The 23,356-nt window shown below is 50.9% G+C and carries 20 protein-coding genes; 15 read left to right on the top strand and 5 right to left on the bottom strand.

Annotated features, from left to right (window positions below):
- The first annotated feature begins 105 nt into the window (after window positions 1-105).
- Window positions 106-1,845, top strand: a complete 1,740-nt coding sequence (locus K3T82_RS23415; protein ID WP_220195973.1) for a PAS domain-containing sensor histidine kinase — start codon at window positions 106-108, stop codon at window positions 1,843-1,845.
- Here the strand turns inward: K3T82_RS23415 and K3T82_RS23410 are convergent.
- Window positions 1,842-2,666 (bottom strand): hypothetical protein, encoded by an 825-nt coding sequence (locus K3T82_RS23410; protein WP_220195972.1) that lies wholly within the window; start codon window positions 2,664-2,666, stop codon window positions 1,842-1,844. The two genes, K3T82_RS23415 and K3T82_RS23410, sit on opposite strands and share 4 nt — an antisense overlap.
- A 382-nt stretch (window positions 2,667-3,048) precedes the next feature.
- Between K3T82_RS23410 and K3T82_RS23405 the strand changes: the two genes are divergently transcribed.
- Window positions 3,049-4,635 carry a beta-N-acetylhexosaminidase gene (locus K3T82_RS23405; RefSeq protein ID WP_220195971.1) on the top strand — a complete coding sequence of 529 codons (1,587 nt, stop codon included), beginning with the start codon at window positions 3,049-3,051 and terminating at the stop codon, window positions 4,633-4,635.
- 77 nt (window positions 4,636-4,712) lie between these two features.
- Here the strand turns inward: K3T82_RS23405 and K3T82_RS23400 are convergent, their stop codons facing one another.
- Window positions 4,713-5,669: a DUF4383 domain-containing protein gene (locus tag K3T82_RS23400; protein ID WP_220195970.1), complete on the bottom strand. Its 957-nt coding sequence runs from the start codon at window positions 5,667-5,669 to the stop codon at window positions 4,713-4,715.
- Between the two features lie 126 nt (window positions 5,670-5,795).
- On the opposite strand from K3T82_RS23400, the gene K3T82_RS23395 reads away from it, so the two are divergent.
- The 6 genes from K3T82_RS23395 to K3T82_RS23370 all read left to right on the top strand — a co-directional run bounded on the left by K3T82_RS23395 (window position 5,796) and on the right by K3T82_RS23370 (window position 11,732).
- The gene (locus K3T82_RS23395) at window positions 5,796-6,161 is read left to right on the top strand and encodes a DUF952 domain-containing protein (RefSeq protein ID WP_220195969.1); all 366 of its coding nucleotides are present in this window, start codon (window positions 5,796-5,798) and stop codon (window positions 6,159-6,161) included.
- Between the two features lie 35 nt (window positions 6,162-6,196).
- The gene (locus tag K3T82_RS23390) at window positions 6,197-7,273 is read left to right on the top strand and encodes a hypothetical protein (RefSeq protein ID WP_220195968.1); all 1,077 of its coding nucleotides are present in this window, start codon (window positions 6,197-6,199) and stop codon (window positions 7,271-7,273) included.
- A gap of 199 nt (window positions 7,274-7,472) precedes the next feature.
- A complete protein-coding gene (locus tag K3T82_RS23385; protein WP_220195967.1) occupies window positions 7,473-8,108 on the top strand; it encodes a TetR/AcrR family transcriptional regulator in 636 nt (211 codons plus the stop codon).
- A 28-nt stretch (window positions 8,109-8,136) separates the two neighbouring features.
- Window positions 8,137-9,867: an MDR family MFS transporter gene (locus K3T82_RS23380; RefSeq protein WP_220195966.1), complete on the top strand. Its 1,731-nt coding sequence runs from the start codon at window positions 8,137-8,139 to the stop codon at window positions 9,865-9,867.
- Window positions 9,868-10,272: 405 nt separating this feature from the next.
- Window positions 10,273-10,647 (top strand): hypothetical protein, encoded by a 375-nt coding sequence (locus K3T82_RS23375; RefSeq protein WP_220195965.1) that lies wholly within the window; start codon window positions 10,273-10,275, stop codon window positions 10,645-10,647.
- 14 nt (window positions 10,648-10,661) lie between these two features.
- A complete protein-coding gene (locus K3T82_RS23370) occupies window positions 10,662-11,732 on the top strand; it encodes a DUF4097 family beta strand repeat-containing protein (RefSeq protein WP_220195964.1) in 1,071 nt (356 codons plus the stop codon).
- Window positions 11,733-11,787: 55 nt separating this feature from the next.
- Here K3T82_RS23370 and K3T82_RS23365 read toward each other — a convergent pair whose 3' ends face one another.
- Window positions 11,788-12,216: a DoxX family protein gene (locus tag K3T82_RS23365; RefSeq protein ID WP_220195963.1), complete on the bottom strand. Its 429-nt coding sequence runs from the start codon at window positions 12,214-12,216 to the stop codon at window positions 11,788-11,790.
- Window positions 12,217-12,292: 76 nt separating this feature from the next.
- Window positions 12,293-13,057, bottom strand: coding sequence for a TIGR01457 family HAD-type hydrolase (locus K3T82_RS23360; RefSeq protein ID WP_220195962.1), 765 nt, complete (start codon window positions 13,055-13,057; stop codon window positions 12,293-12,295).
- A 407-nt stretch (window positions 13,058-13,464) separates the two neighbouring features.
- Here K3T82_RS23360 and K3T82_RS23355 point away from each other — a divergent pair, with 407 nt between their 5' ends.
- From K3T82_RS23355 to K3T82_RS23325, 7 genes are all read left to right on the top strand, one after another.
- A complete protein-coding gene (locus K3T82_RS23355; protein ID WP_220195961.1) occupies window positions 13,465-14,382 on the top strand; it encodes a cation diffusion facilitator family transporter in 918 nt (305 codons plus the stop codon).
- A 376-nt stretch (window positions 14,383-14,758) separates the two neighbouring features.
- Window positions 14,759-14,923 carry a lmo0937 family membrane protein gene (locus K3T82_RS23350; protein WP_220195960.1) on the top strand — a complete coding sequence of 55 codons (165 nt, stop codon included), beginning with the start codon at window positions 14,759-14,761 and terminating at the stop codon, window positions 14,921-14,923.
- Between the two features lie 264 nt (window positions 14,924-15,187).
- Window positions 15,188-15,682 carry a hypothetical protein gene (locus tag K3T82_RS23345; protein ID WP_220195959.1) on the top strand — a complete coding sequence of 165 codons (495 nt, stop codon included), beginning with the start codon at window positions 15,188-15,190 and terminating at the stop codon, window positions 15,680-15,682.
- Entirely contained in the window at window positions 15,655-15,957 is a 303-nt protein-coding gene (locus K3T82_RS23340; protein WP_220195958.1) for a hypothetical protein, read from the top strand. The genes K3T82_RS23345 and K3T82_RS23340 overlap by 28 nt, the downstream gene beginning before the upstream one ends.
- A gap of 19 nt (window positions 15,958-15,976) precedes the next feature.
- Window positions 15,977-16,195: a hypothetical protein gene (locus K3T82_RS23335; RefSeq protein ID WP_220195957.1), complete on the top strand. Its 219-nt coding sequence runs from the start codon at window positions 15,977-15,979 to the stop codon at window positions 16,193-16,195.
- Window positions 16,196-16,287: 92 nt separating this feature from the next.
- The gene (locus K3T82_RS23330; RefSeq protein ID WP_220195956.1) at window positions 16,288-16,920 is read left to right on the top strand and encodes a Chromate resistance protein ChrB; all 633 of its coding nucleotides are present in this window, start codon (window positions 16,288-16,290) and stop codon (window positions 16,918-16,920) included.
- Between the two features lie 210 nt (window positions 16,921-17,130).
- Window positions 17,131-17,721 carry a hypothetical protein gene (locus tag K3T82_RS23325; protein WP_220195955.1) on the top strand — a complete coding sequence of 197 codons (591 nt, stop codon included), beginning with the start codon at window positions 17,131-17,133 and terminating at the stop codon, window positions 17,719-17,721.
- 80 nt (window positions 17,722-17,801) lie between these two features.
- On the opposite strand, the gene K3T82_RS23320 is transcribed toward K3T82_RS23325, so the two are convergent.
- Complete coding sequence (locus tag K3T82_RS23320) at window positions 17,802-23,243, bottom strand: type I polyketide synthase (RefSeq protein WP_236031460.1); 5,442 nt, start codon at window positions 23,241-23,243, stop codon at window positions 17,802-17,804.
- Window positions 23,244-23,356: the final 113 nt, after the last annotated feature.

The following is a 23,356-nucleotide window of genomic DNA, read 5'->3' as shown; positions in this document are numbered from 1 at the left end:
CCATATTCCAGTATGTCTATGCTCATCTGCCGATACTTATAGCTACAGGACGAAACACATCAGGAAAACGCATGGAGAGCGTGAGGAAAAAGGAAGACATACCTAATGATTACATCACGCAAGCGCGATGGAACTTCAACACATATACAACAATACACGATCTTTCCTGCTCCCAGTCAAGAGCCTGATCATAAAACAGGAAACCCATTCCAGCGACGAATTCAATCTTTCTTGGGCACGTCCTCTTTTTCGCCTGAGTTTTTACCATCTATACTGCGCTGTCGTGGCATAGGCTACATAATTGCCATCATGTTGCCACTTATCACTCTTTTCTTCGAGTATATCCTTAAGGATATTTCGCCATATTTTACCTTCGCCAGCGCTCCTATCATGCTTATCATAGTTGTGGTCTCGCTCTGTTGGGGAGCTATCCCCGGCCTCATCTCAACTATCATTAGTACAATTATATTGGTAGCGATGGTACTGCCTGCTTATGCGCCAACGACACTTGATCACGACGCCTATCTGTACAGCACAACGATGCTTGGTCTGACAGGCATTGGCCTTTGCCTGCTCAGCACGCGCTTGCAACATGCACGTCTGCAAGCACTTCAAGCACAGAAAGAAGGGGAGAACGCCCGCGCAAACCTATTCCGTGTACTCATGCAAGCCCCTATTCCCATCAGCGTTGTGGATGGGAAAGAGTTTCGCTTTGTTCTGGTCAATCCTTATGCACAATGCTTTACAAGTGGACGCGCACAGTTGGGACAAACTATATATGAGTCCGTACCCGAGTTCGCGGAACAAATTACTTATATGCTCAAGCGAGTACAAGAGACAGGCATTGAGCAGTCCATTTCAGAAAAGAGAATTCTACTCAATTGCGGGCAGGGGGAAGCGCCTATCGAGAAGTTTGCGAACGTTGTGCATCAGCCCATGTTCTCTGCTAATGGAGAGATTGATGGCATCATCATAATTGCGACTGATGTCACCAAACAGGTACAGGATCGCCAGAAGATAGAAGGCCTTTTGTCCGAGCTTGACAACTGTGTCAGTGTGGTCGCACATGAATTGCGCACCCCAATTACCGCCGCGAAGACGAGTACCCAACTTTCACAACGTAGAATGAGACGCATCCTCGATATTCCGCACTCAATCGAGCCCGAAGATTGGACGAAAGTGTTAGCTTCTATTATGAAAAACTTGGAGCGCACTGGGCAACAGCTTGAAATGCAAAACCGCCTGGTTCATGATCTACTCGATGCGTCGCGTGTGCGCGCCGATAGCCTGGCTCTCCAGCCCAAACGCTACGATCTGCTACCCGATATCACGGAAAGCATCGAGGTACAACGCAGCCTAAATCCTGGTCGTGTGATCAATTTGAACCATTCGCAGGCAACCAATATGGTCATCGAAGCCGACCCTGATCGTGTGCAACAGGTCGTGATTAACTATCTGACCAATGCGCTCAAATACTCTGACCTGGAGAAGCCCGTGAATATTGAGGTTTCGACGCGAGAACACGAAATCTATGTCGCGGTACACGACAAAGGTCCAGGCTTGAAACCTGAGCAGCAGCAACGTGTCTGGGAGCGCTTTTATCGTGCCCCTGGAATCCATGTACTGAGCGGATCTGGTATGAGTCTGGGTCTTGGCCTTTTCATCTGCCGCTCGATTATTGAGCGACAAGGTGGGCGCGTAGGCGTTGAGAGCACTCCCGGTCATGGCTCAAGCTTCTGGTTCACTCTACCACTAGTTGACATAGGAATAGGCCCCTCCGCTCCTCTGAGCCATGTTGATGGCTCAGAGGAGCGGAGCAAAACTCACGCTCTCATAACATCCTAATCATCATCGCTGTGATCATGTCGCTTCATGATGCGTTCATTCGATTTCATGACCTTCTCAACCTCCTCCTCGTCGGCGACTACCTGATAGCCACCATACAAGAAGGGTTGCACGAAGAAATCTTGAGCCAGCACATGATGAATACCATAATTGGGATGACGGTGATGAATATCGCATAGGACCATCATATTCTCTTCCGAGTCAATGAATTCCTCCAAGGAATCGTAATCCTTCACCTGGGGAAAGATATGGTGCACCTTCCGAGGATCGCAGGCATTAAGCAAGCTACGCTCAATCGGATAATGATGCGTCTCCAGAGCTTTCGCGCCATAGGGATTCTCTTTCGGGTCATCTATGGTCGAGTGACGTACACCGCAGATCGCGCATGGCGTATCGAGCTTAAAGATCAAATGGTTATGAGTCCTTTGATAAATGGGCGTATCCTCACGTGGGTCATGAGGCGGCGTCATCTCCACACGCGTAACATCTATCATGGTAGCATGCACATGCATTAATGTTTCGCTAGGCTTATCGTCGTCATCACGCTCAACCTTCTTCACTCTCACATCTTCAGTGATGCGCTCATGCACTTCAGTTGTTGTGCGACCCCTCTTCTTCTCTACCGAGACATCCTTGTGGATGTTCTCACGTACATGCGTCTCTTTGATCCCCTTCTCCGTCTCTTCCACGCGCTCAACATCTATCTCCTCATCCACATGAACGCGCTTCTTCGCGTGATGCGCTGCTTGAGGAGTCAAACGCAGGTGAGAGAGACCAGGAATCGCCTTGAGGATCGGGTCAAAACGTAGCGGTTTAAACATGTTACCTTCTCCATAAGTCACCACACCTCACGCCAATAGACATATATCTATACATTGACGTGCAACTGGTAATAGTGAACAGTTATGTATCAAAGCTTAAAAATAATAAACGACAGGCTCATCTATCATAGGGTGATTGGATAAGCCTGTCAAGAAATTCATGCTTTGATTTTTCAAGGCAATGTGAAGGTAGGTGAAATCCATACGCCATTGACAAGCAGACATTTAACCTTCTACAATTTCAGGAATGGAGCGCCAAAGAGGTCGCGATACTCCTGCTTCGAAAACCTGAATCCGCGCGAGCCGCGAACAGCGGCGCCGTACCCTCGAATGAGGGTTGGTTTTCGTATAAGGCCTTAATCAAGGAATGGAGCCAACTTAGATGAACGATCAGGGCACACTGACCCAACCAGTACTCGCCATCCTGCCACGCCCGGCAAGTATCAGCTATGGAAGCGGAAACTTCTCACTGACACATGAGACACTCATCATTACAAATCAGGAAACAGCCAATATAGGCAAATGGCTGGCAGGCGAACTGCTTCCCGGTTCTACGCTGCAAATGTTCATAGACAAACCTTCCTCGAACCAGCCTGCTATTTCGCTACATCTCGATCCTAATGACGGACAATTTGGGCAGGAAGGCTACGCTCTAACAGTTGCGGAAGAAGGCATAGAGCTTCGAGCCGCTACGCCTGCGGGTATATTCTATGCGGCACAGACGCTCAAGCAAATGCTACCCACTGGAAGCACAGAGAATTCTTCGTGGTCTATTCCAGCTGCTGCTATCAACGATGCTCCACGCTTCCCCTGGCGCGGTTGTATGCTCGACCCTGCGCGCCATTTCATTCCCAAAGCCGAAATCTTGAAGTACATTGATATTCTGGCATTGCACAAAATGAATGTGCTACACCTCCACCTTACGGATGACCAGGGCTGGCGTATCGAGATCAAGCAATATCCCGAACTGACGAAGGTGGGAAGCCAGCGTAAAGAGACTATAATTGGGCATGCCCGCAACTCAAATGCGTACGATGGCAAGCCGCACGGAGGGTTCTATACGCAAGATGAGTTGCGCGAAATCGTGTCTTACGCGGCGGAGCGCTTCATTACGGTAGTACCAGAGATTGATATGCCGGGCCATGCTCAGGCGGCGGTGGCATCTTACCCTGAAGTTGGCGTCTTGCAAGAGCCTGTCGAGGTAGCAACAACCTGGGGCATTCATCCCTACCTGTATAATCCAACAGAAGAAGTGCTTCAATTTCTGCGCAATATCCTGGACGAGGTTCTGGCGATCTTCCCAAGCATCTATATCCATGTGGGTGGCGATGAAGCACGGAAAGATCAATGGCAGGCAAGCCCAGCAGTGCAGGCCCGTATTAAAGAATTGGGTCTAAAAGACGAAGACGAACTGCAAAGCTGGTTTCTCTCGCAAATCGGGGCATACCTTGAGAGCAAAGGGCGACGCATGCTAGGCTGGGATGAGATTCTAGAAGGTGGGCTACCCGCCGGAGCGACGGTCATGTCCTGGCGTGGGATAGAAGGCGGTATCGCTGCCGCCCAGGCTCACCACGACGTGGTAATGACGCCTCAATCGCATGTATATCTAGATCACTATCAATCAAACGATCCAGCGGAACCGCTTGCTATTGGTGGTTATTCACCTCTGGGCAAAACCTATGCCTTCGAAACAGTACCAGATGTGCTCACCTCTGATCAGAAGAAGCATATTCTTGGTGCTCAATGTAATATCTGGACCGAATATATTCCCTCAGTCGAGCACCTGGAGTATATGACGTTCCCACGCCTGATCGCCCTGGCTGAGGTCGTGTGGACGCCAGAAGCGCAACGCGACTTCTCTGATTTTTGCCAGCGCCTCGCGTTACATGAACCCCGTCTCACAGAGCATAACATTAGATTCCGCCCTGTAGCCACTCTGACACAAGAAGCGTCCTTCCCTCTACGCTAGCCAACTTTACTATATAGAACACAAGGGAGCCAGAGCGCGCTGAATGCGTACTCTGGCTCTCATTTCCAAACCATTGCTTACAAATTCGGATGATCTCGGTCCCTGCCGTGATCTATTTTGTCTTCCGCGCGATTGATCCCGCGTTCCAGATCATCTTTCGCTTGATTGATTCTACGATCAATCTTGTCTGACAAGCGGTTAGACTCACTAGGCCGATCCCGATCAAGAGGATTGGGGCGATCTGTACTCCCATATTTATCGCGGTCCATATTGGTCGAAGGCTCTGTCTTACCATACAATGGCTGATCACGATCTACTCCAGTAGGCCTATCAGTCCTACTATACTGATCACGATCCAACTGCGAGGATGGCGGTTCCGTCTTGCCAAACTGTTGTTGATCCCGATCAACTCCTGTCGGGCGATCAGCTCTACCATACGTTGACTGGTCTCGATTAGCCTGAGTAGAGCGACCATAGGGCGGCTGGTCCCGATCAGTAGAGGTAGAACGACCATAGGGCGGCTGATCTCGATTGACCTGAGTTGACTGCTGTGTACGGCCATGCGACGACTGATCTCGATCAGCGTACGGAACCCTATTTCTGTCAGCCGTAGCAGTCATTGGCTCACCTGTGTAATCACGCACAAAGTAACCGACGCACGCCGCAATTGCACCAGTCACCAGATGTAATATGTGGTCTCCCACATTATTGTGCATCATACTCAGGAATAGACCGCGTGAATAGAGACCTGGATAAACTAATCCCGCCAGTCCTATTATCAGGTACACGACACCGAAGATCTGGTTAAAGAGGCGCGACCAACCGGTGAAGGCAGCGATCAGCCCAAGTAACCCTGTGACAAGGTGAAAGATGCTGTGTACAATGTCAACATCAAAGCCGAGCATATTCCTTACAGCCATAGTTGGCGTAAGAATCAGGCCAGCGATGCCAAGAATCGTAAACACGATACCAATGATAAGCGCGATTGTACGATTGGCTGTCCAGGCGGTTCTCTGAACCATAGGTGCTGCCATACGTTCTCCTCCCTCCTAGAAGGGTTATCTATAACGACACACTTTACCGAAAACACACGCCTGACAACAGCAGAAAGTTGACTGTGCTATATAGCTCACATTTTTGAACAGGGAGGCTATGTTATAATGGCTGACAATTACGATGAACATCAGGGGAAAGACCCAATGCCAGTGATCTATCATATTACGACCGCTACTGCATGGAACACCGCTCAGGCAGTGGGAATCTATCGCAGTCCATCGCTCGACATGGAGGGCTTTATCCATGCCTCATTTGAGCATCAAATAGACGAGGTGAGACAAAACTTTTACCGCTCTGCCTCAGACCTCGTACTCCTTTCTATTGATCCACAACGCCTGACAGCAGAGGTACGCTACGAGCCTGGAACAGGCCGAGATATCAGAGATCCCCAACTGTTTCCCCATGTTTATGGCCCACTCAATCTCGAAGCAATCATAGATGCCGCTCCCTTGCCCTCAATAGAAGCATAAGAGGGCCAAACTTTACCCACAGAAAGGATTCGCTTATGAACGGAAAAGAACGCTTCGTCGCCTTCCTACAACAGCCAAGCACTCTACAGGAATTACGCGAGGGACAGGAGATATTTAGAGCAAAGGAGATACAGGACTACCTCTATTTCGTGCGCGACCCAGACACAGCTCTGCGAGAGATGGCACCCCTCCTAAACACTATTGATGGCTTCCATGCAGGCGCATTAGCGCTGCTTTGTGGTTCGCGCGTGGAGAATGGAGGCGATGTCTCTATTCCTTTGGATGCAACACTGACGCTGATGATCCGTCAGTTAGAGCAGGCCTTTAGCTATCAGAAAGTTTGCCGTGAACTAAGCGACGAAGAGCTCATTCAACACTTTCCCGAAGCCACACAAGCGCATTATGGGCTTCCCTATACTCTACTGGCAGCCATGACAATGCTCTCACGCGATGTACAGGCACGTCAGCAACTGCAGCAACGTCAGGACGTGCGGAAACTCATCAACGAGCTAGAAGAGCTAAGCTCCGACTATGAAACTCTCTACTATATCAAAGAAGCGCTAGCTCTACTGGATAACAAGGAACTTCTAGTGCTCGATCCCACAAACGAGCGCGGTTTTCTGACACGCCTGGTTGGCGTGCAAGATCGCATGTACCACTGCTATGCCCTGCTTCAACATGCCATTTTAGAGCATACTGGTCCCGGCTATCTTAACGCCGACCCAACCGTTCCTGACGCAGTACGCTACGCGCAGAACCGCGATCTGACGCGTGACGATTACCAGAGCCTCAAGGATATTCATGATTATCAACGCTTCTCGTTCTGTTATCCTGCTGTATCCAGATCAGAAGACGGTCATTACTCCTTCGAACCACTTGGCTTTTTTCCTGGTTCCGCAAGCTTTTATGACAATCCAGCAGTAGCACTCTACGATCCACCAGTAATCCTCATTGGCGAAAAATTTATGACCTTCAATTGGACTCCCTCTAATATGTATCCTGTTCTACATAGCGCGTTAAACTCAAGCGTCGAGATCATACGTGAGTTATCAAGCGAAGAAGTACAAAACTGGCTTCAAAAGCTCTCTCAGAGGAACAAATCTCCTCACTAATAGATCCCATCGCTTCGCCCAATCGGAAGGTCTGGGTGTAGAAATCCCCCTCTTGACAAGCGAGTGACCATAGCGTAAAATAATGACTGTAAAGTCATAAAAATAGTAACGAGTCATAGAACATCTTAATGGTCAGACTTTTACTATGGCGTCGAAAGACAGAGCGGTCGCTCGACATTAGCTACTCCGAGAACCATTTATGCAGACACAATCATCGCACCTTACATTAAAAGAGCGCCAGCGGATGGAGCGAGAGGACTTAATTCTTCAAGTTGCCGAAGACGTGTTGGAAGAAAAAGGCTACTATGATACCTCGATGGAAGAAATAGCCACACGGGTTGGTATCGCCAAAGGCACCATCTATACGCACTTTTCCAGCAAAGAAGAACTGGTCGCTAGCATTTTCGCGCGCGATATGAACAAGTTCATCCAGGGCATTGACAAGCTTCTAGACTCGGGGCAATCACCCCGGAGCCGTTTGGAAAGCCTACTGAACTACTTCTACGACGGCCTCTACAGCCGAAGAGCAAAGTTGCTCACTTCTACATTTACCGGAGTGGATTTAAAACGGTTGATTAGCTCAAAAAATGGGTCAGTTCATCAAATGTGGGATTGTATCGTCTCGAAGGTTGCCAAACTCATCGAAGAGGGAAAGGTAGCGGGAGAATTTAGAAACGACGTATCCACACAGGCCATGATCTTTATGATACTCAGCATCATTTCGCCACGCGTCTATGACCACGTTCTGATAGGAGATAATTTCACGGCCAAAGAACTGCATCAACAACTTATATCCCTATGTTTCAATGGAATAATATCGCCTGAAGACAAGTAATAACCTCTAACGAAGAGAAGGACACCGTATGGAGACTATCGCTTACGACGAGCAACAATCCGAAGCCATACAGAACACAGCCCAGAATGATGACGCGCCCCAATTTACGCGCCGCGAGACCATTCTGACCATGGTTGGCGTTTTGCTGGTCATGCTTCTAGCCTCGCTTGACCAAACTATCGTTTCAACGGCTATGCCACGCATCATCTCAGACTTGCAAGGCATTGATCGTTATACCTGGGTTACTACCGCTTACCTGCTTACCTCGACTATCATGGTACCTATCTATGGTAAGCTTTCAGATCTGTTTGGACGCAAACCAATCTTCCTGGTTGGTGTCGTCCTCTTCCTGGTTGGGTCCGCGCTATGTGGTGCCTCGCAATCTATGACAGAGCTTATCCTCTTCCGCGCCTTCCAGGGCCTGGGAGCGGCGGCCCTGATGCCTATCGCTATTGCTGTCATTGGCGACCTGTTCAGCCCGCGTGAGCGCGGTAAGTGGCAGGGTATTACCGGCGGCGTCTTTGGTCTCTCCTCAATTCTAGGGCCAACAGTCGGCGGCTGGATTACCGACAATGCGACCTGGCGCTGGGTCTTCTACGTCAACCTGCCTGTTGGTATCGTCGCACTGCTGGTGCTCATCTTCTTGATGCCAGCACTCAAATCCAAGGCTACCAACGCGCGTATCGATTATATCGGTGCGGCTCTGCTCGTACTGGGTACGGTGCCCTTGATGCTTGCCCTGACCTGGGCTGGCAATGACTATGAATGGCTTTCCTGGCAAATTCTGGGCCTCTTCGCGGTCTCTCTGGTCTTCCTGGTCTCTTTCTTCGTCTATGAGTCCGTGCTGGAGAAACGAGAACTACAGCCCATCATTGAACCAAGCATGTTCAAGGGCAGCATCTTCTCTGTATCTATCGCGGTCACGATGATTATCAGCGTCGCGATGTTCGGCTGCATCCTCTTCCTACCACTCTTCGCACAGGGTGTCCTGGGAATCACAGCCACTAATAGCGGTCTGTTGCTCTCACCCTTGATGCTGTCACTCATCGCTTCCAGCGTCATCTCTGGTCTGCTAGTCTCGCGCTTCGGTAGATACAAATGGGTTGCCTTACTTGGTATGGCGGTCACGATTGTAGGCATTCTACTGCTAGTGCGCCTGGATGTGCATTCTACCGAGACCGACCTGGTCCTGGCAATGATCGTGCTTGGGCTTGGGCTTGGCTTCGGTATGTCACTCTACACTCTGATTGTGCAGAACTCTGTGCCGAACAGCAAGATTGGTCAGGCAACCTCGTCACTGACCTTCTTCCGCCAGATTGGCGCATCAATCGCGAGCGCGGCTTTAGGTTCAGTAATGCTAAACACCTATAAGCCAGCCTTCCATGACGCCATTCCAAATGATGCCAAGCTCTTCTTCCAGATGATCGACGGTCAGGCCAACGGTGCAGGTCAAAAGATCCTCTCGGGCTTCGACAATCCAAATATCTTGCTCTCAGAGGAGGCGCGTCAGCAGGTAAGCCACTTCTTTGGGCAGTTTGGAGCACCAGGCACCACTGTCTACAATCAGGTACTTGAAGCGGTTAAGGTGGGTCTAACACAGGGCATTCACAACCTCTTCGTTATATCGGTTGGCCTAGCAGTTGTGGGCTTCATCCTGATCTTCTTCCTGAAGGAAGTGCCACTACGCACACGTAGCAAGCCTTCCGCGCAGGCAGTAGAGGCAGCGGATGAGATCGTTAGCCCCGTACCTATGCACTAAACGATACTCTCATCCATAGGTTGGGCATAAACAGAACAGGAGAGCGATGACACATGTGTCATCGCTCTCCTGTTCTGTTTATGCCATTGAATTACGCAGATGAAGGTGAGAAATTGAAAGAAATCCTAACTTTTGCAGTGCCAGGAACGTAAGACTTTATGTAGCCTCAGTTACAGTGTGCCCAAAGGGAGGACAATACTCTCTAATACATAGCAATAATGTTGTTTGACTTCTGGTGGTAGCAAGCGTCAAAGGGGTCAATAAGCAAAATATTTTGGATGTACTGTCGCTAAAGATAATCAACGAGGGAAAGGGTATAATATCGGTTAGTGGTCACACATGAGTTACATATATCATCATATACCCCCGAGTTGGAATAAAAAAATAAAACGATGAGGAGCGAACATGAGTCAGGAACAGACCTTCGGATTTCTACGCACCTGTATGGATAAGCGCTTTGTCGCCGCTACACGCGTAGCCTTTGAGCGCGCCAGCGGACTGAGCGAAACAGGCTACTGGCACGAATCGTACGCTGGTGGATCGGCGGTCCCGCCTGTGAGCGGCATCGGAGAAGAGTATGCCGCCGCGCATGGCGCGCGCGTATTTGGCTGGCAGGCCCACATCAACAACTGTGGTGGACAGCCCGGAGCCAGTGATGAGGAGATCGCGAGTCACCTGGATAGCGTTATCGCGACCAAACTCAAACAATACCCTAACGCACGACACTTCCGCATCCTTGCTTCAGAGCAAGGCATTGATATTCGCGAGGTCACACCATGAGCAGCCAGGAATCCATGTATCAACCTCCTGAGCAATCACAAGAGCGACGACCATATAATGACGATCCCTACGAACAGCCCCAGGCTTCCTACGAAGCGTATAAGTCGCCAACGCCTGAGCAGCCAACTCAGGGGCAAGAGCAGGCCTATCAAAAGGGTTATGGAGGCGCAAGCTACTACCAGCAAAGTCAGGGAACATATACGCCTCCTACGTCCTTCCCGCGCCAACGCCTCTCTAGTAAACAGATTTTTCTGCTCATCATCGGTATTATCATTGCAGTTAACATTCTGGGAGGCCTGATCGCAAGCACTGGCGGTATCTTCGCTCTGCTGATTATAGCCGTAATAGCTATCACTGTTCTCAAATTTGGCTTCGATCAGGCCACACCTGTAGCGCCCCAACAGTTTGCTGTCTCGGAGCAGTCCACAATTAATATTACCAATCCCTTCGGGCGCATTCGTGTCCTACGTGGGGAAGGTGACAAAGTTGTGGTTCAGGGAGTCAAACATATCAGCAGTGTGCTTGGTAAGCAAGAAGATATGGTCATTGATTGCCGACAGAACGATAATACGATTAGTGTCAATAGCCGCAATATCGCGACAGGTGGCATCAGATCAGGCCATATGGATATTACCGTTTTTGTACCCGAGAAGTGCAATCTAATCATTAACAGTGCTGCAGGCACCATAGACATTCAAGGCATTCATGGGCAGGCCAATGTCATGACCAATGCAGGCTCGATTAGCGCTGGTCAAAGCACATTCACGGCGGGAACAAACCTGCACACAAATGCGGGTACGCTACACATGGAGCAGGTGAAACTTGAGGGCAGTGCGAGTCTGGACACAAACGCAGGCACCATCCATTTCGAGGGTGAGTTGGATGGCGCACACGACTATATGATGTCCACCAACGCGGGTACCATCCATGTCGAGCTACCTACCACCAGTAATATTGCTTTGCAAGCAAAGACAGACCTGGGTACTGTCAGTAATGATTTCGCGCAGCCTCCCACAAGTGATGGTCAACAGGCACGCCTCAATCTGCGCACCAATCTAGGCACCATCGCCGTCCGGCGCGTATAACAAAATGAAAGAACGGGGTCATGCCTTCGCATTCTTCCCCGTTCTCTACTAACTTTTATGCACCTACAGATCTGCGCCGCTTCCAGCCTCGGTTTCGCCTGCCAAGATTTGGTTGCCACAATGTCCATTTTCCCGGCCCGGAGAGAAACAAAGACACCAGGGCCGCGATTATCAGCAAATCAAACTCATAGCCACCGACAAAGCCTGCGTTACGTTTGGCGGTCCATATCGCTACGATCATCATAATCACCAGCAGGATCGTGAAGATATTCACGGCAAAACCCGCCAGCAGCGCCAGCCCACCGATAACTTCTAGAGACGCGACCGCGGGAGTAGCGACGGCAGGCAAGGGGATACCAAGCTGAGCGAAAACTCGGGTAGACATCCCCAGGTTCAGCAACTTTATCGTTCCATGAACGATAAAGATCAAACCGAGCAGCAAGCGCAATGCCAGAGGTGCCAGACGTACGGTTGATGCTAACACGTCTTGCTACCTCCCTTTCTACTTCCAGCATAGTCCCCTCCCTAACATATATGCGTCAACGTCAATAGAGCAATTACTAGATTTCGATGTCAGCGACAGACTCACGCACCCAGGTGGGACGATAGGGAAAACGCTCAATCTGCTCGCGCGATGTGACACCGGTGAGCACAAGAATGGTGTGCAAGCCACTCTCGATGCCAGCCACCATATCGGTGTCCATACGATCTCCGACCATAACCGTCTCCTCGGAATGAGCATTCAGAGTACGCAGGGCACTACGCATCATCAGGGGATTTGGCTTACCAATGAAATAGGGTTGCACACCAGTTACCGCGCTAATAAGGGCCGCGACAGCGCCAGTCGCAGGAACGGTCCCCCCCTCTCCTGGTCCCATCACATCAGGATTGGTGGCGATAAAGCGCGCTCCGGCAGCGACAAAGCGGCTAGCACGCGTGATACGCTCGAAACTATAAGCCGTTGTCTCACCAATGACAACGTAGTCCGGTTCCTGGTCAGTGATAATATACCCGATATCGTGCAATGCGGTCGTAAGGCCCGATTCACCTATGACATAGGCTCGACCTCCTGGGCGCTGGGAATGGAGAAACTGGGCCGTCGCCAGGGCCGAGGTAAATATCGATTCCGCACTGACATGCAATCCCATATAGTTGAGGCGCATTTGAAGGTCACGTGGCGTATACTGTGAATTGTTTGTCAGGACCAGGAAAGGAATACCCTGATCTCTCAGGCGCTTGATAAATGCGTCCGCGCCAGGAACCAGGGTCGATCCCCTCACCAGCACGCCATCCATATCTGTCAGATAATTCTTTATACCTTCCATTAGAGAAAGACTCCAATCTGCAACGAATTGCCATTTTCCTATACGCTACCAATACCACACTTTGCCAGATATTACTAGTAGCTCAGCAACATCCCTTGCTATCAGCGGCGACTCGATTGGAGGTCATAAAATCAACCTATAGCATAGTAAAAAAACTATGAAAGTAATGCGTTATACTTGGCAGTCCAAACGTTTCATGTTATGCTGTCAAAAACACTCATCAACACCGCTCTATCGAGGCTAGAGGTAATTTCATCAGGGCAAATCTTTCTGAACTCGAATGCTGATCAGGGCGGAGGGCAGATTGAGCTTGGGCTTTGCGCAGGCAAAAACACCGCGCCTACATCTAAAGCCCTCAAGCCATCTTAAACGTTCCGTAAATAGCATGCATCATTGCTGGGGAAGAGATGAAACAACAGTCGCCGCGCTTCTACATCATACTCTCAATCATTGCCGCGCTCGTCACGATGACAGTCAAATTTATAGGCTATTTTCTCACGGGCTCTGTTGGCCTCTTTTCAGATGCCGCCGAATCAATTGTGAACCTGGTCGCAGCCCTCGTTGGCTTCTGGGCACTCACACTCGCCGCCCGACCAGCGGATGATGATCATGCCTATGGTCATACAAAATCGGAATACTTCGCCAGCGGCGTAGAGGGCGCTCTGATCCTGGTCGCAGCCATAGTGATTATCTTTGAGGCAATTCCACGCCTCCTTCACCCTGAACCAATTGAGCAAGCATGGCTGGGATTGAGTTTCTCAGTGTTTGGCGCGCTCATCAATGGCGCGTTAGCCTGGTTTATGTTACGCGCGGGTAAGCGTCAGCGCTCCATTACGCTTGAGGCCGACGCTCATCACCTCTTCGCAGATGTAATTACCACAGTGGGTGTGCTGGTTGGTATTGTCCTGGTTGCGCTGACCGGATGGTACATCCTTGATCCAATCATCGCGATTGCCGTAGCAATCAACATCATCTGGACGGGCATTAAGCTGCTGAGAGAGACAGGCCTTGGCCTTCTTGATACAGCGCTACCAGAGGAGGATCAGGATATCATTCACCAGGTAATGAAGAGATACGAAGAGCAGGGAGTCGCCTTCCATGCCTTACGAAGTCGAGCGGCGGGCCATCGGCGCTTTGTCTCTTTCCATGTCCTGGTACCAGGTAGTTGGAGCGTACTCAAAGGACATACCCTTTGTGAAGAGATCGAAAAGGCTCTACGTTCGGAACTGGTCGACACCACCATCTTTACTCACCTCGAACCCAAGGAAGATCCTATTTCCTGGCAAGATACAACCCTTGATAGACTCGATAGCGCCCCACGCTAACAGCTATTTATCTTGCCATCCAAGCCCATGAAGCGTACCAGATTGGTACGCTTCATGGGCTTCGCAAGGATATCAGTTTTGCATCCTCTCTGATCACTGATATTAAGTTGCAAATGTTGCCTCCCATCGTCATTTAGAAATGGCGAGCATTTTTCTTCTTATCTAAAATTTATCCATTATTTAGCAAATACTTATCCTTAAGCGTATCCTCAATTCATGTTTAACTCGTGTACATACTAGAAGATCAAGGCATGATCTCGCTAGCAATTACAGCTATTATTAGTAATTCGAGCAAAGATCACGTTTGAATCTATTTGGGAATAGCAGGCAAAGCGCCAGAGCCATCCCATAAGTTTGAAGAAAGAGGTGCACTGTTATGGTAAACATTCTTTGGGGAATCGTCGTCATCCTGTTCGTGCTCTGGTTATTGGGCTTCGCGCTTCATATGGCAGGTGGTTTCATTCACATTCTGCTCGTAGTAGCGCTTGTCGTCTTACTATATAACCTTTTCGTAGGGAGACGCTCACGCGGAACCCTCTAAGGCATATCCAATAGAGAACCCAAAACAGAAAGCGAGATCCCACCGATTTGAAACTGGTGGGATCTCGCTTTCTGTTTTGTTCATTGCTAACTCCTTTTTCAGCAAACCTCTCTCAAGAATGTGCTAATGTAACAAGCGCCAATTTGTAACACTTGCTACTAAGATAAACATGTTACATAATTTAGGTAGAGGAGAGAAGCGCCAACCAGGAAACCTTTATTAAAAAGCGTTCATTATGAGCAGCACGCATGAAAGGGACTCACTATGCAACTGGCCGTCACTATCTCGGCATTTCTGGCTTCAGCGGTTGAGTTTGTCGAAGCATTTACTATTGTCCTTGTCGTTGGTGTCACTATTAACTGGCGAAGCGCACTCATGGGTACACTGATCGCTATCATTGCTCTGGCGGTTGTCATCGCTATCTTTGGGGTTACGCTCGTTCAATATATTCCTCTAGATATCTTACGCCTTGTTGTTGGCTGTATCTTAATCCTATTTGGCCTTAAGTGGCTCAAGAAGGCTCTGTTACGCTATAGTGGCCTCAAAGCGTTGCATGATGAAGAGGCAATCTTCGAGGAAACTATGGCGGAACTGAAGGCCAAGGGAGAGGGCATCGCATCGCGTCTTCAGCCTACAGCGGTCGCCCTAGCCTTTAAGTCCGTCTTTCTTGAGGGCTTGAGGTGGCCTTCATTGTCATTACCTTTGGCAGTAGCGCCACTACCCAAGGTGGCATGGGGGGTATCGCATCAGCAACCATAGGGGCCACCTGCGCGGGCTTACTGGTTATCATCGCTGGAGCGCTCATTAAGGCTCCATTGACACGCGTACCCGAGAACACTCTCAAATTCATAGTAGGCATCATGCTCACCACCTTTGGTACTTTCTGGGCTGCCGAAGGTTTTGGCTTTAGTTGGCCCCTTTCCGACACGTTCATTATTATCCTGGCAGCACTTTATTTGCTAGCCTCGCTTCTGATCATCCTCTGGCTCAAGAGTATCCGCCAGCGTCAGTTAGCCACAACGTCCGCCAGTTAGCCGCACAGGAGGTTAGTTTATGTTTATCGTCAACGCTATCAAGGCTATTTATAACTTTATTGTCGGCGATATGATCATATTGCTAGGCGTCCTGATCGTCATAGCACTGCTCACACTTATCTATGGCATTAGTGCCCTGGAACCATTACGTGCCATAAGTGGCTACATTCTAATTGCTGCCACGCTTATCGTGCTCATTGCCACGCTCAGTCGCGAAGCATACAGCCGCCACCGCTAGCCTGTGATACAATGATGGGTAGTCATGCCAGGGCACGGCTACCCAACTCACGTCTCGCCCATACTGTGACTTCAGCTAGAGAGAATGTATCTATGGCTTCCCACCTGTATACCCTGCTCATCTACCAGGTCCCCAGTCAACCCTCGGCGGCAAGGGTCGGCGTGTGGCGTGAACTCAAACGGACAGGCGCGCTCTATCTACAACAAAGTGTCTGCATCCTTCCACAAACTGAGGCATTGCTGGCAACCCTGCACAAAACCTGCGAGCGTATCACAGAACTGGGTGGCAACTACCATCTACTCCCTATTCATTCTCTTCCCGAGGAGGAAGAGGGTAAAATCATCGATGGTTTTCTAGCGCAAAGCAATCTACAATACGATGAAATCATCGAAAACTGCCGGGTCAACTTCACGAAAGAGATCGAGTTCGAGACCTTCCGTCAGAACTTCACCTACGCCGAAGCCGAGGAGATACGCCAGGAACTCGACAAGATCCGTCGCTGGTATGATCGCGTCGTTGAGCGGGACTGGTTCGGTGCAGTAGGACGAGATGAGGCATTGCGCTGTATTGAGAATTGTGAGCGCCTGCTTGAGGCTTTCGAGGAGAAGGTCTTCCTTAAGCAAGAAGAAGATGAAACCCATGATGCGCCACTCATGGAGGGTAAGAGGCGCCTACACCCGCGCCGCCTCGAACGCCGCCCCACGCCACCAATATCTGAGCAGTAGTACTACGACATAATGGCACTTGATATCTTTACATATTAGCGAAGTAGGGCATTCCCAAAACCATCTACTAACGACTCCGCTGCCAATAAATAGTGGTCGCGGACCACTCATCGAGAGCACCCAGAATCTAGACGGTAGAAATACATATCGACTATGCTACTCCTAGGAAGCAATGATGGTACTACTTATGGCAATAGCAGGAGGAATTTGATGCTCAAAACTGTGCTCAAGCATTGGTTACTTGCGGCGCTGATTGTGACAGCGCTCTCGGGCCTTATTTATGTTGTAGCACAACAGGGGCTTCGTCAGGGAGCAAACGATCCCCAGATACAGCTTGCTGAGGATACAGCAAACAGATTAGCTCAGGGACAAACAGCGCAGCAGGTCATACCTACCGAAAAAGTTGATATCGCGCATAGCCTGGCTACATATCTTATCGTATATGATCGCGACGGCAAGGCAGTTGCTTCATCGGCACAACTCAATGGCAAAATTCCAACCGTTCCTTCTGGAATCATTGCCAACGCCCACCTGAATGGCGAGGATCGCATTACATGGCAGCCACAGCCTGGTGTTCGCAGCGCAATCGTTGTGGTACCTATTCAAGGTGGTAATCAGGGCTTTGTACTTGCAGGTCGCTCACTTCGCGAGGTAGAGATGCGTACAGAGAACCTTTTTCAGCTTACGCTCCTTAGCTGGGGTGGGACACTACTCATTACCCTCATCGCTTGCGTGCTTCTCTTCTGGCGCAGACCTTTACGCATCACGCACCATTCAAACAAGCAGCAAGTCGCAGCATAACCTCTTGTAGAATAAACTACGATCAGCCTCGCACATCAAAGACTGCGAGGCTGACCATGCCTGATTACCAGACTTATACCTTAAAGTTGCTCATCAACAGATGTGATAAGGTACTTAAAGGGAACACTTTGTAAGAAAGTAGACACAGGTATCGTCACACCTAGATCGGCAACAATGCGATTCTTAAGCTCGACGGCCATTAGCGAATCAATGCCGAGGCGATTGAGGGGCTGGTCAGCCTCAAGTGACAATGAAGTATGGCCCAGAACACGCGCGATCTGGTCGCCCAGGTAGCGCGAGAGGGCTGAAGGGCGTTCATCAATATCCATCTCAGCGAGCATATCCCGCGTGAGGCGGAATGCTCGCGCCTCGCTCTCCTCATGAATCTCAACTTCAGCAAACAACCGAGCGAAAAGTGATGAATCTTTGAGATTAGGATAGAACTGGCTCCAACTAGGCAGATTAAACGACATGACACCTATCTGAGTCGGGCTCTGCCGCAAAAGGCTTCCCAGAATTGCCAGGCCATCCTTTGGCTTCATACTCGCAAAACCTCGCGCATCTAGACGCTCACCTCGATCTCCTTTCATAGCCTGCCCAACCTCTCCCCAGCGGCCCCAGTTGATACAGAGCGCGGGGTATTCTTGCTGCTGACGATAAAAGGCCAACATATCCATGAAAGCGTTCGCGGCAGCATAGTTGCCCTGCCCAGGAGAACCAATCAAGGACGCCGCCGAGGAGAAGAGTACAAAGTAGTCCAACGAATCAGTAAGTGTCAGGCGATGCAAATTCCACGCCCCATCTACCTTAGGCGGCATCACGCTCAGGAAGCGCTCGCGGTCAAGTTGAGAGAGCGTTCCATCATCCAAGACGACCGCTGAATGGAAGATGCCTCGCAAGGGTGGCATCTTTTGGCGAATCTCTGCCAATACAGACGCCAGTTGTTCCTCACAGGCAACATCGGCTTGCATCACACGCACATCAACACCTGTCGAGCACATGACATCAATGGCTTGCTGTGCTTCCGGGCTCGCGCCGCGCCTGCCGAGCAACACAATTGAGCGCGCTCCTTCATCCACCATCCATTGCGCAGTGCGCAGACCTACTCCTCCCAATCCACCCGTGAGCAGGTAGGTTCCATCCTCACGGAAGAGTGGTTGTTGACCCAATACCTCTTCCTCCGGCAATACCTGATGCGCAAGTCGTGCCACATAACGCCTATCGCCACGTAGCGCGACTTCATCGGCAATATTGTCAGCACGGATTTCACGTGCCAGGGCCTCAATTCCGCGTGTAGTTGGCGCGGTCTCCAGGTCAATCAGCGAGCAATGCAAATCTTGATATTCATAAACCGCGACGCGCCCAAGGCCCCATAGTTGAGCCTGTGATAACGCAAGGGTTCGATCATGCTCCTCGATACTCTGCACACCATTAGTAACCAGCCAGACGCGCGGTGCTGGCTCAGACTTGAGCGCCGCCACAGCCTGGAACATATGGAGCGCGCCTACGCCCACTAGTTCAAGATTATCGCTCAACGTGCGCGTTGTGCTCTCACTAGTAAATGTCGTAGCCATCCCCCAGAGATAGACAACTCCCCAGGATTCGGAAGCATCACCAATACTAGCAAGTTCACTCAAGAGTTGTTGAAAATCCTGTGGCGAGCCAGGGTGAAGCACAAAATCCCGCTCCGCGAGGCGGCTATAAGCCAATCCTGGCATTACGTTAACAACGGTATCGCCGGAGGTCCGCAGTTGTTCGGCGAGCCAGGGACCCAGACCCCTCGGCTCACTCAAAAGTAGCCATTTCCGACGCGTTGGAGAGGGTGAGGCTATTTCGCCGAGATCCTGGCGCTCCCAGTCAACCGCGTAGAGCAACTGATTGAGGCGCTGACGTAGCATATCATGTGTGCCGCTCTCAAGCGATTGCAGGCGTAAGCCCAGCACCTCAAGCATAACCTGACCATCCTCATCAAGCAGGAAGAGATCGCCCTCAAGTATTCCGGGAGCATCAGACGTCTGAGGATTTACCAGAGCATGCGTCCACAGTGTCGCTCCGGGCATAGGTTTCTGATGATACTTCACCCGCCTCACGCCAACTGGCACATAGCTATCATCATTCTCTTCCGGTAGGAAAGGCGTAATGCCCTGCCAGAAAGCATCCATGAGAGCCGGGTGTACCTGATAACCATGCATATTAGAAGCCACATCATCCGGAATCGTCAGGCGCGCCACAACCTCACCTGCCCGCCGCCAGACATGCGTGATCCCCTGGAAGAGTGGGCCATGTTGAATACCTCTAGCACGCAGACCAGCATAATAAGCGGAAGCCTCTAACGCCAGTTCCCATGAATCTGCTACCTCGGCGAACACAGGATGAGCTATCTGCTCTGGCTTCAATGCTTCCCCAATACGCTGAATTCTCACGCTGGCATGCTGAATCCAGGCACCACTCTGCTTCTCCTGCCCAAGCGGCGCACTGAAGAAGCGCAGAGTCATATGCTCGATGTCAGGCTCAGGTGTCATGATTAACTGAAGTGTCTGCGTAGCTCCTCCCGGTGGGAAGAAGAGCGTCTTTGTGAGTTCCAGATCAGAGACCACAAAGTGATGTGTCCCAAATACCTCGCTTGCCGCAGCCAGAGCCAGTTCGACATAGGATGCTCCCGGCAGAACCGGCACATCATAGACACAATGCTCACTCAGGTAAGAAAAGAGCCGTGTATCTACGCTTGTAGTCCAGAAATGGGTAGAGGGATGGAGCGCTGATTGCGTACTCAACCCAAGCATAGCGTGTGCCTCCAAACCGTCGGCATGCTGAAGCAAACGCGATGGTGAGGCCAGGGCATGCGCGCGCTCAAGGCTCACATTCCAGTGGCGTTGGCGCTGCCAGGGATAGGTAGGCAATTGGACATATCTCTCATTGCCCTGGAGGAGCACACGCCAATCCGGCTCAAGACCAGCAGTAAAGAGCACACCAAGCGTGTTGAAGAGCGCTGAAGACTCATCCTCTTCGCGCCGGAGCGAGCCCAGCGTCACCCCTATGCGACCATCCTCCTGTAGTGTCTGCCTGAGCGCACCAACCAGCACAGGATGAGGGCTCATTTCCATGAATATATCAATACCCTCATCTGAGAGTGTGCGAGTAGCATCTAGAAAGAGCACTGGCTCACGCAGATTTTTGACCCAGTACTCAGCCATCAACTCGCGACCATCCGCATAGGAGTTGGTGACGGTTGAAAGCATCGGGACACGTACCTGACGCGGCTGAATCCGCTCCATAAGGGCAAGAAGATCATCATGCAGTGGGTCCATTTGCGGGCTATGCGAGGCGATATCTACCCGCACAAGACGCCCAAAGATGCCATTCTGCTCAAGCAGCACGAGTATTTCGTTCAGCGCCTCTGGTTCGCCCGAGATGACCGTTGAGTGTGGACTATTATTCACTGCCACAGAGACGCGGCCCTGATAATCGCGTATCAGCGCTTCAGCCTGTGCAGTCGAGAGTTCGACAACAGCCATAGCCCCTTTGCCGCTCACATTCAAGAGGAGTCGACTACGCGCACAGATAATCCAGGCCGCATCCTCCAGGCTCAATACCCCGGCCACATAAGCGGCTGCAACCTCACCCATTGAATGACCTACCACAACATCGGGCTTGATGCCCCACGAACGCCAGAGAGCTGCCAGAGCAACCTCAATGGCAAACAGCGTTGGCTGAACAACATTGATGTCGTTCAGATGAGAGTGGGCTTCATCTGCCTGAAGTTCCTGCAAGAGCGACCAGTCCGTATGCTTATAGATCGCCGCGTCGCACTCCTCAATGGCGGCACGGAAGACTGGTTCGCTTACTAGCAGCTCACGTCCCATACCCAACCATTGTGATCCCTGTCCCGGAAAAATCCAGGCAATCCGTCGCGCCTGCTCGCTCTTTCTGCCATAAGCTACATGTGAACTAGTCTCACCACGCAAATAGGTACGCAGGCCAGCACACACATCTTCACGTGAACGACCGACAAGAGCCAATCTATGCTCAAAACGCGCGCGGCGCAAGCTGGTGCTATAACAGAGATCGCGTAGCTCCTGATCGAAATGGTGCTCATCTTCTAGATGACGCAGGTAGCTCGCAGCCAGTTCCTTCAAAGCCTCTGGCGAACGGGCGGAGAGAGGGAACAGATGCATAGCACCTGGCTCGGCTTCTCGACGCACACCTGACTGGCGCGGAGCTTCCTCCACAACCACATGGGCATTGGTACCCGCGATACCAAAACTACTCACACCAGCCAGGCGCGGACCTTCGCACTCCGGCCAGTGTTGTAGACTAGTTGGAATCGATAGCGCATACTCGTCCCAGGGAATACGCGGGCTAGGCTCATGAAAATGCAGGTTCGGCGGAATCATGCCGTACTTGAGGCTGAGCGCGACCTTAATCAAGCCCGCAAGCCCAGCGGCTCCCTCGGTATGACCAATATTCGTCTTTACAGAACCCACCAGCAGCGTGTGCTCACGCGTACGACCAGCGCAGAGTACACCTCCCAGGGCATTAATCTCGACAGGATCACCTGCCAGCGTACCAGTACCATGAGCCTCCACATATTGCACGCGACGTGGATCAATACCGGCATCCTGATAGGCCAGCACCAGGCCAGCCTTCTGCCCCTCAACACTTGGAGCCATAAAGAGATCACAATGCCCATCATTATTAGATGAACTGCCACGGATCACCGCGTAGATAGGATCGCCATCGGCAAGCGCACGCGTGAGTGACTTCAGCACAACCACACCAGCGCCCTCACTCCGCACGTAACCATCGGCACGCGCATCAAAAGTTTTACAATGTCCATCCGCAGCCATCATGCGCCCCTGCGAGAAGCCAATCGTATGATCAGGATTGAGAATAATATTCACGCCACCCGCCAGCGCCATCGAACACGAACCCGTACGCAAGCTTTGACATGCCAGATGGACCGCCACCAGTGAGGAAGAACAAGCAGCATCTACCGCTACGCTCACGCCCTTGAGACCAAGCGCATACGATATGCGACCCGCCGCGCCACTACGCGCGCTACCAGCCGTACTATAAACATCTAGATCAGCCGGATTATGGAATTGCCGATCCCAATAATCACCGGTAATCACACCGATAAATACACCAGCGACCTCACTTGAGAGCCGATCCACGACCAGGCCAGCATCCTCAATAGCCTCCCAGGCCACTTCAAGCAAGAGGCGATGCTGTGGATCCATACGCGAAGCTTCTCGTGGCGAGAGGCCAAAAAAAGACGCGTCAAACTGGTCTACGTGATCGAGAAAGCCGCCAAAACGGCTCATTACCTTGCCTGGAGTAGCAGGGCGTGGATCATAGACCGCGTCAACATCATACCTATCAGCCGGCACTTTGGTGATCGCATCGGTACCATTACACATCATTTCCCAGAACGCGCGAGGATTAGGCGCGCCCGGAAAACGACAGCCTATACCCACAATGGCAATAGAGTCTTCGCTTTTCCTGGCCGAAATAGTGCTCACTCTCTTCTACCTCCCAAATTCTGCAAATCCACTTGACAACTACCATTTCTACAAGACAAATGCACTACTATGCACTACACAACATGAATGAAATGTAATGTTATTTTTACGAT

The sequence above is a fragment of the Ktedonospora formicarum genome (assembly GCF_016587355.1).
Taxonomy (GTDB): Bacteria; Chloroflexota; Ktedonobacteria; order Ktedonobacterales; family Ktedonobacteraceae; genus Ktedonobacter; species Ktedonobacter formicarum.
Note: the sequence above shows the minus strand (reverse complement) of the source record. Positions and strands in the feature narration are given on the sequence as shown.

Coding starts and splice junctions, on each gene's coding strand:
- K3T82_RS23415 (WP_220195973.1), top strand. CDS start 106: ATGATTACATCACGCAAGCGCGATGGAACTTCAACACATATACAACAA.
- K3T82_RS23410 (WP_220195972.1), bottom strand. CDS start 2,666: ATGTTTAAACCGCTACGTTTTGACCCGATCCTCAAGGCGATTCCTGGT.
- K3T82_RS23405 (WP_220195971.1), top strand. CDS start 3,049: ATGAACGATCAGGGCACACTGACCCAACCAGTACTCGCCATCCTGCCA.
- K3T82_RS23400 (WP_220195970.1), bottom strand. CDS start 5,669: ATGGCAGCACCTATGGTTCAGAGAACCGCCTGGACAGCCAATCGTACA.
- K3T82_RS23395 (WP_220195969.1), top strand. CDS start 5,796: ATGGCTGACAATTACGATGAACATCAGGGGAAAGACCCAATGCCAGTG.
- K3T82_RS23390 (WP_220195968.1), top strand. CDS start 6,197: ATGAACGGAAAAGAACGCTTCGTCGCCTTCCTACAACAGCCAAGCACT.
- K3T82_RS23385 (WP_220195967.1), top strand. CDS start 7,473: ATGCAGACACAATCATCGCACCTTACATTAAAAGAGCGCCAGCGGATG.
- K3T82_RS23380 (WP_220195966.1), top strand. CDS start 8,137: ATGGAGACTATCGCTTACGACGAGCAACAATCCGAAGCCATACAGAAC.
- K3T82_RS23375 (WP_220195965.1), top strand. CDS start 10,273: ATGAGTCAGGAACAGACCTTCGGATTTCTACGCACCTGTATGGATAAG.
- K3T82_RS23370 (WP_220195964.1), top strand. CDS start 10,662: ATGTATCAACCTCCTGAGCAATCACAAGAGCGACGACCATATAATGAC.
- K3T82_RS23360 (WP_220195962.1), bottom strand. CDS start 13,057: ATGGAAGGTATAAAGAATTATCTGACAGATATGGATGGCGTGCTGGTG.
- K3T82_RS23355 (WP_220195961.1), top strand. CDS start 13,465: ATGAAACAACAGTCGCCGCGCTTCTACATCATACTCTCAATCATTGCC.
- K3T82_RS23350 (WP_220195960.1), top strand. CDS start 14,759: ATGGTAAACATTCTTTGGGGAATCGTCGTCATCCTGTTCGTGCTCTGG.
- K3T82_RS23345 (WP_220195959.1), top strand. CDS start 15,188: ATGCAACTGGCCGTCACTATCTCGGCATTTCTGGCTTCAGCGGTTGAG.
- K3T82_RS23340 (WP_220195958.1), top strand. CDS start 15,655: ATGGGGGGTATCGCATCAGCAACCATAGGGGCCACCTGCGCGGGCTTA.
- K3T82_RS23335 (WP_220195957.1), top strand. CDS start 15,977: ATGTTTATCGTCAACGCTATCAAGGCTATTTATAACTTTATTGTCGGC.
- K3T82_RS23330 (WP_220195956.1), top strand. CDS start 16,288: ATGGCTTCCCACCTGTATACCCTGCTCATCTACCAGGTCCCCAGTCAA.
- K3T82_RS23325 (WP_220195955.1), top strand. CDS start 17,131: ATGCTCAAAACTGTGCTCAAGCATTGGTTACTTGCGGCGCTGATTGTG.